This window comes from Candidatus Cloacimonadota bacterium, assembly GCA_012522635.1.
In the GTDB taxonomy this organism is placed as follows: domain Bacteria; phylum Cloacimonadota; class Cloacimonadia; order Cloacimonadales; family Cloacimonadaceae; genus Syntrophosphaera.
The window spans coordinates 1-7,876 of sequence record JAAYKA010000049.1 but is presented as its reverse complement, the minus strand read 5'-3'; the positions used below and the strand labels follow the sequence as shown (position 1 = coordinate 7,876).

The window sequence follows — 7,876 nt, the reverse complement described above, 5'->3', positions numbered from 1 at the left end:
CCACCACCCAGGATGAGAGCATTTGCAGGAATTTGAGCCAAAAGCACGCCATTTTTCAGCACCGCCAAAAACCCATCATCAGTAACTTTTCCCGCCACAACTGCTTCCAAACCTTTGGACTTGAAGGCATCCAAAACAGCGTCCAGGTTTTTGGGTTCCACCACCATCAACATGCGTTCCTGAGTTTCTGAAAGCATAATCTCCCAAGGTTCCAAATCAGGCTCCTTGAGAGGGATTTGCTCCATATTTAACTGGATTCCCAAGCCGTTCTTGCCCGCCATTTCAGAGCTGGAGCAGGTTAGCCCGGCGGCTCCCATATCCTGAATTGCCACCACCAAACCAGAGTTTATCACTTCAAGCGATGCCTCAGCCAACAGTTTTCCCGCATGGGGATCGCCAACCTGAATGCTGGATGGCATTTCCGCGTCTTCTTGCAGGTCGTCGGAAGCGAATGTGGCGCCGTGAATTCCTTCTCTTCCGGTTTTGGCACCGGCATAAACCACAATGTTTCCGGGTCCGCTGGCCGCGGAGCGTGCCAAATTGTGATGCTCCACCAAACCCACTGCCATTGCGTTCACCAGAGGGTTTCCGTCGTATGCTTCATCAAAATACAAACCTGCGCCCACGGTTGGAACTCCAAATGTATTGCCATAATCCGCAATCCCTTCCAGAGCTTGATCCATCAAAAAACTATTACGCGGTTTTTCAGGGTCTCCAAAATACAGGGAAGCCATGGCTGCAATTGGCTTGGCGCCCATGGTGAAAATATCTCGCAAAATGCCGCCCAAGCCTGTCGCGGCACCATGAAAAGGTTCCAGCGCTGAAGGATGGTTATGGCTTTCGATTTTGAAGCAGACCGCATAACCTCCGCCAATATCGACCACACCGGCATTTTCTTCGCCCGCTTTTGCCAGCAGAGCTTTTCCATCCCGAGGCAGTGTTTTTATCTGGAGGATGGAATTCTTATAACTGGCGTGTTCGCTGTACATTACGCTGAATATCCCAAGCTCCAGATGGTTGGGTTCGCGCCCCAGTATTTCCAGAATCATGGCATATTCTTCAGGGCTGATGCCATGGGCTTCAATCATTTCGGGTGTAACTTTAATTTCCATCTATTTCTCCAATTTTTTCCACGCTTCCGGCCTTGTGGTTTTTAAGTTTTTGCACCAAGCGCAGGATTCTATCTTGTATTATTTCAAAAGTTTCGCGATAATAATCGATGTTGGAACCGTAAGGATCGGCAATGTCACCCTCAAAACCCAGGTATTCGTTCAAAGTCAAAATCTTTTCCGCCATATCGGGTGCATTACTCCGCAAAAAATCTCGATGGCGGGCTTCCATGGTCAAAACCAAGCGACTGGATTGAACCATCTCCGGGCTGCAGGTTTTGGAAATATGATCCTTGGCTTCCAGGATTCCATTTTCCAGAAGCAATTGCAAAGAACCCGCGGAAATGCTTTCGCCACCGGGCAAAAGTCCGCAGGAATCCCCCAGAAAATCCAGACCCTGCTTGGCAGCTTGATGATTAAACAGCTTTTCCGCCATCGGGCTGCGGCAGATATTTGCGGTACAAACGAACATGATACTGGGTTTTTCAAAAGAGCTTTTCACCCCATAAAACGCAATCGCGCCTTCCCTGAGGCATTTCAGCTCTTCCCCACCTTTTTCATCGCTGCCGATATATTCCACCAGTGTGGATGGCAAAGAATCTGGATTCGTTTGTATTTTGCCGGGCAGAAAGCCATAGTCGAACCAATTTTCATAGATGCTGGTCAGCTTTTTCAGGTCATTTTCCGGAGGCAGTTTTGCAATGTTCACGCTGGTGCTGATGATGGGTTCGTCCAAAAGTTCGATGATGAAACGCAACATATCATCCTTGGGAACACGGAAGGCAACTTTGCCATTCACTGCCAGATGTTCAAAACGCGGATCATCACATTTAAAAGCCAGGCTCAGGTTTCCAGGCCAATATTGTTCCATGAGCGGCAACAGCCGGGGCGGAATATGAACCCCCTCTTCCTCAAACCAATCCAGATGCGGAACCAGAACGATGAGGCCTTTATGGTCGTCGCGCCCTTTCAAGCGCAGAATTCTCCGAATCGCTCCCTGGGAGGAAACTGTGCAGCCGATGCCATACATCCCACCGGTGTAATGTAGAAAGGTTTTATCTTTAAAGTCATTTTTTAAGATAGTCTTTTCCAGCTTTCTGATGGAGGGCTGCACCAAAAGTCGCATTAAACCTATCCTTTTTCTATTCCAGGTAGGAAAGCGGATTGACCGCCTTGCCGTCCTTGCGAACTTCAAAATGCAGCGAAGGCTCGATTGCGGAACCCGTCATGCCAGATTTGGCAATGGTTTGGCCTTTTTTGACCACGGTACCGGTGGAGACCAAAAGCTCATTATTATATCCGTAAACAGTGAAGAAACCGTTGTTGTGATCAATAATCAGCAGTTTTCCCTGCCCACCGTAGGAGCCTGAAAAGATGACAGTTCCATCCGCCGCTGCCGACACACCGGTCCATTCAGCCACCGCAATATCAATCCCGTTCGAGACCACAGATGTGTTGTAGGCTTTGGTTTCCTGACCGTAACTGCGGATAATGCGTCCCTTCAGAGGCCAGGCAATGGTGCGGGCGCTGAACTTGCTGGCAGTGGGCTCCAGCCCATCAGGTTTCGGTTTGCTGGTGAGGCTGGCAATCAGCGATTCCAGTTGAGCCTTGTCCTTCTGCAACTTGGCGATGCGGTTTTCCAGTTGCTGCTGTTCCCGGGTGAGCTTGTTTTGCTCCGCCTGCAGATTTTTTGCCTGCTTGTCCAGCTTGCCGCTGGCGGTTGATTTTTCCTTGAGATCCATGCTGGCAAGACTGTATTGATGCACCCGGTTACGCTGTTCATGAGAAAGTGAATATTGTGTGTCTCCCAAGTTGTTGAGCTCTTGGGTGGTCTGCACAGCCATCACAGAAAGAGGACGCTGATTTTTTTGAACAATTCCCAAAGCACGCTCTTTACGGGAGAGGCGCACCATTTTGTCCAGTTGATCCGCCTGCATTGATCTGAGCCCGCGAATATGTTGTTCCACGCTCTGAAGCTCGGAAGTAACCGAATTCAGATCCTGCAATTTTTCCTGGGCGGTTTTCTGGCTGCGGCGCAATTCAACGTCAGTCTTCTGTTTTTGCAGCTTGACATTTTTAATCACCGTCTCGTTCTTCTTCTTCTTGGTTTCGTTTTGCGAAATCTTGTTCTGCGCCTGCTGCATATCTTTTTGAATCTTATCCAGTTGCTTCTGTTTGTCGCTCAGTTCGTCACTGGCAAGAGCAGAAACCAGCAAAAGCAGGGCGAGTATCGTAATTATCTTATTTTTCATGTTTTTTTACCGTATTTGACAATTGTAATCCATTTTTAAGCTCCTTGCCTGCTTGTCAATGCAAATTTTCTTCCCAGCTTTTAGCTAAAAAAAGAAGCCGGCTCATTTCGGAGTCGGCTTCGTTTTATTGTTTTGAGTTTTATTATGATTTTTTGGTCATTTGCTTCACTGCGCGCCGTTCCCGTTTTGTACCCTTAATGGCATCCAAAACAAGGTTGCTGGCCACAAAAATGGAGGAATAGGTTCCAAAGAGGATTCCCAGGCTCATTGCCAAGGCAAAGTCGTGAATCACGGGACCGCCAAAGAAATACAATGCCAGTGAGGTGAGCAGTGTGGTTCCGGCTGTAATCACGGTGCGGCTGAGCGTGGCATTGATGGAACGATTGAAAATCGTGGGTATGTCATCTTTCCGATATATTTTGAGGTCTTCACGGATGCGGTCGAAAATCACGATGGTGTCATTGATGGAATAACCCACAATGGTGAGCAGCGCCGCGATGATGGTCATTGTGATTTCTTTTCCTGACCAGGCAAACACGCCCACAATGATAAAAACGTCGTGGAAAAGTGCCAAAATCGCCATCAGACCGAAGGTGAATTCAAAACGGATTCCAACGTAAATCACCATCAAGACCAGCGCAATGCCAACCGCCATGACGGCTTTGTTGCGCATTTCCATTCCTGCTCTGGCGCCAACTGTGTTGAATTCCTGAATCACTTCATCGTCCATGTCGCGGTTTTTGGTATAATCAGCCAAATCTTTATTCAGCACCTTAAGAAGTTGTTCTTTAATGGCTTGATCATCTTCTCCGCCCATTTTAATCTGGAAGGTGCAATCCTCTCGGCTGCCGATAAACTGGATCTCGGTATCCTTAAAACCGGCGTCATTGATAACCTTACGAAGCTGATCAATGTGCAGGGGCTCCACAGACGGATCTTTTGCCTTGAGATTCACGATGGTGCTCACACCACCTTTGAAGTCTGTGCTCCAATTCAATCCTTTCACAATCACACCGGCCAAGGAGACAAGCAGTAAGATTACTGAAATGATGTAAAAAACTTTTCTATGCTGAACGAAGGCGAAATTGCTGTTATTAAAAAGTCTCATTTTTCTCTCCTTAGATGCTCAGTTTTTCACGGTTTCGGCTCAACAAGGTTTTGTCCATCAGCCAGCGCACGAAAACGATGGCGGTGAAGATGGAACTCACTATTCCTATGGTGAGCGTGAGCGCGAATCCACGAACGGGACCGGTGCCAAATTGATAGAGCACAAACGCCGCGATCAGGGTGGTGAGGTTCGCGTCCCAAATCGTGATGGTGGCGCGTTTAAATCCGGCATCAGCAGCGGAGCGCGGGTTTTTGCCAGCTTCAAGTTCTTCGCGGATGCGTTCAAAAATCAACACGTTGGCGTCCACAGCCATGCCGATGGTCAGAATGATACCAGCAATACCAGGCATGGTGAGAGTTCCACCAAAGGCTGTGAGCATCGCCAGGATAAATCCAACGTTAAAAACCAACGCGATGTTTGCCAAAAGACCGCTCAGTTTATAATAAATGAGTATAAAAATCACCACGGCGATGATGCCGATCAGGCCTGCCATCAGTCCGCTTTTCACGCTGTCCGCGCCCAGGGTGGCAGAAACTTGGTTCGAGCTCTTCACCTCGATGGGGGCGCTCAGGCTTTTGTTGTTCAAAAGAATAGCCAAAGAGCGTGCTTCGTCCATTGTAAACTGGCCTGTGATGGTGGCTTTTCCTTCTCCAATCCTATCTTGGATGACAGGAGCGGAATAAACTGTATTGTCAACCACGATTGCCAGTCTTTCCTTGATATTATCACCGGTCACGTTGGCAAATTTGCGCGCGCCCTTGGTGGTAAAACTGAGAGAAATAAAGGGCTTGCCTGCCATTCTGGGGTCGTGGCTGCCGGATGAGCCAATTTCCATGCTGGCGCTGTCCAAATCCGTTCCCATCACTTCAGCGGTGGATTTGAGCACGTAGAGAACAACCGGAGCCTTGGCTTTGCGCATGTCTTCGTCCACGTTGTTCAAAACCAGATCATAACCCTTGGGCTTGATGTTTTGGAACTCTTTGCTGTTCAAGAGGTTCAGCATCAGCTCATAGTCGTCGAAACGAACTGCAAAATCGCCTTGGATGTCGGTGAGCAGAGATTTGAAGACCCCGGAGCTGCCATCGGAAACATATTCTCTTTCTTCAGCTTCTTCAGTTTCTTCAGTATCAGCGATATTCGGGTTGTCTTCTGCCACGTCTTGTTTGGGCATCTTGCTTTCTTTTTTATCAATTTCGCGATATTCCGCCTCCAGCTTTGCCAATTCAGGGAAACTGGAAAGGTTCGACTGCAGAATGCCATCAACTTGGTCGACGAAACGCTGGGCGTCTTCACCGCTGACCACCAGTTTGAAAACCAGTTCTGCTGATTTGGTGAGCAGGTCTGCCGCTGCGCGTGGGTTTTTCACGCCCGGAAGCTGAACCAGAATATCGTTTTCACCACTGCGCTGGATGACAGGCTCGGCAACGCCAAATTGGTCGATACGGCTTCTGATGATGCGCATGTTTCCATCAACAGCTTCCTTGGCATCTTTTTCGCTCATACCGGTGGTGTTGACAGTCAAAACGGTCTGTGTGCCGCCTTTGAGGTCCAAACCGAGGTTCAATCTTTTCTTGATGAACCAGGTGGAATCCTCTGAAAATACCAGCGGCGAGAGAAAAACCAGTGTAACCAATACAAATATCAGTATGGATACGGGTGCTAACCAGGAGAGTTTTTTCATTAATCTATGCTCCCAATGAAATAAAAATTCCTATGTATTTATTTGGCTGAATTCAAGGCAAGTTTCACCTTGCAGGGCAAACAGCCATTTTGCCTTATTTTTGCAAAGCTTTTCTCCAAACATTTCAACCCTGCCAAAAAGTCAAGATTTTTATTGAATCTGTGGAAAATGAACAAAATCGGTGAACCACTTGCGTTAATCAGCCAAATTTGATGGTTTCTTGCTTGCCCCCTTATGTCTCCCTTATGTTTCAAAAGACAAACATAAGCCACACAAAGAGTTAGAGCCTTGTGGGCTGCTCCTCAACAGACTCGTCCATGGAAAACTATGTCTTCAGCAGTATAATTGTTCTTTAAGCTGCCGCCATTATTCTTTCTTGGTTCCGGCTCCAATGTGCTTCCAACATGCCTCCTGATCAACCCGATAAAGAATCGGGATGATGGCGGGTGACTCCCAGGTTACACTTGCGCTGGAACCCAGAGCGAGGCAGGATTGAACCTGCCAAAGCTCTGGCAACGGCCAAAAAAAAGGCTAAATCGGCTTTTTCTTCAGATTTCCGCTCATGGTGGAAACCATATCAGCGATGGTTTCCTGCAAGGAACGGGTTTTGTAGGCAAGCTCTGAAACAGCTTTGGCGTTTGAAAAGAGGCTGTTGTTGGAGATGGTGAACAGCGAATACAGGGTAAAAAAAGGAGTCTTGCGTGCCATTTTATAATATAGCTCCGCAAAGGGCGCCGCCGCTTTTGCCAGCCACAGGGGCAGGCGGATTTTGGGTTTGGGGCGTCCACTGCTTTTTGCCAGTTCGTTCAGCATTTCGCTTATCTCCACCACCCGGTTCGACAAAATATAGCATTCACCCTTCCTTCCTCTTTGCGCTGCTGCCACGACGCCAGAGGCGACGTCACGCACATCAACAAAATCATACGCGCCCTTGATTATGGCGTTAAAACGTCCCTGAAGGAATGAATATATCATCTGAGCCATGTTTCCGCTGCGGGGCGCGTGTGGCCCGATTATGCCGGAAGGATGGACCACCAGGGCATCGAAACCGTCCCGAGCCGCGTCCAGCACCTTTTGGGTCGCCATGGCTTTGGTTTTGGCATAGTAGCCAATCACTTTTTCCGGACTGAAAAACGATATTTCCTTCATGGTTTCTCCGTCGGGAAGGATTGGAATGGCGTGCACCGAACTCACATAGACCAATCTTTTCGCGTGATGTTTTTTGCAGGCGTCAATCACATTCTGAGTGCCATCCACATTAACATCGTAAAGCCGCTGGTCTTTGCCAAGACTGATGCCAATCAGCCCCGCGCAGTGGATAACGGTGAACTCCGCTTCCTCTTCGCTGACAAAAAGCTGGTCAAGAGTTTGGGGAAAGCGAACGTCGCCGGCATAGCGGGTCATAAGATGCCTGTTTTCTTCCACGTAAGCGGGAATTTTTTCCCATTGCAGGGTGAAGGCGTGGACTTCATGGCCTTGGCTCAAAAGCTCCTTCACCACATAGCTACCCAAATGCCCGGCTGCACCGGTCACGATGTAAATTTGCTTTTTCATGGTTATCTCCACTTTCTTAAAATGCTTTGTAGATAAAAACGGACCGAGCGTCACTGAAAGTATCGAAGAAAACACTTTCAACTTTTGCGCCAATATAGAAGCTGGCAAATCGTGTCAATAAAAAAATCTGTTCTTCTTTATGAAGATTATACTCATAAAAGTTCAATTCCCT

6 protein-coding genes are annotated in these 7,876 nt (G+C 48.1%); all 6 read right to left on the bottom strand.

What is annotated here, in order from left to right:
- The coding region (locus GX135_03025; protein ID NLN85064.1) for a phosphoribosylformylglycinamidine synthase subunit PurL at window positions 1-1,112 on the bottom strand (1,112 nt) is incomplete at its 3' end.
- On the bottom strand, window positions 1,102-2,235 hold the full coding sequence (locus GX135_03020; protein ID NLN85063.1) for a protein tyrosine phosphatase: 1,134 nt from the start codon (window positions 2,233-2,235) through the stop codon (window positions 1,102-1,104). The genes GX135_03025 and GX135_03020, both read right to left, overlap by 11 nt.
- 16 nt (window positions 2,236-2,251) lie before the next feature.
- Complete coding sequence (locus GX135_03015) at window positions 2,252-3,361, bottom strand: peptidoglycan DD-metalloendopeptidase family protein (GenBank protein NLN85062.1); 1,110 nt, start codon at window positions 3,359-3,361, stop codon at window positions 2,252-2,254.
- A gap of 142 nt (window positions 3,362-3,503) precedes the next feature.
- The gene (secF, locus tag GX135_03010) at window positions 3,504-4,469 is read right to left on the bottom strand and encodes a protein translocase subunit SecF (protein ID NLN85061.1); all 966 of its coding nucleotides are present in this window, start codon (window positions 4,467-4,469) and stop codon (window positions 3,504-3,506) included.
- 10 nt (window positions 4,470-4,479) lie between these two features.
- Window positions 4,480-6,150, bottom strand: coding sequence for a protein translocase subunit SecD (gene secD / locus GX135_03005; protein NLN85060.1), 1,671 nt, complete (start codon window positions 6,148-6,150; stop codon window positions 4,480-4,482).
- 531 nt (window positions 6,151-6,681) lie between these two features.
- Entirely contained in the window at window positions 6,682-7,704 is a 1,023-nt protein-coding gene (locus GX135_03000; protein ID NLN85059.1) for an NAD-dependent epimerase/dehydratase family protein, read from the bottom strand.
- Window positions 7,705-7,876: the final 172 nt, after the last annotated feature.

Bases quoted from the DNA above. Each gene is read 5' to 3' on its own strand.
- secD (NLN85060.1), bottom strand. From the start codon at position 6,150: ATGAAAAAACTCTCCTGGTTAGCACCCGTATCCATACTGATATTTGTA.
- GX135_03000 (NLN85059.1), bottom strand. From the start codon at position 7,704: ATGAAAAAGCAAATTTACATCGTGACCGGTGCAGCCGGGCATTTGGGT.
- GX135_03015 (NLN85062.1), bottom strand. From the start codon at position 3,361: ATGAAAAATAAGATAATTACGATACTCGCCCTGCTTTTGCTGGTTTCT.
- GX135_03020 (NLN85063.1), bottom strand. From the start codon at position 2,235: ATGCGACTTTTGGTGCAGCCCTCCATCAGAAAGCTGGAAAAGACTATC.
- secF (NLN85061.1), bottom strand. From the start codon at position 4,469: ATGAGACTTTTTAATAACAGCAATTTCGCCTTCGTTCAGCATAGAAAA.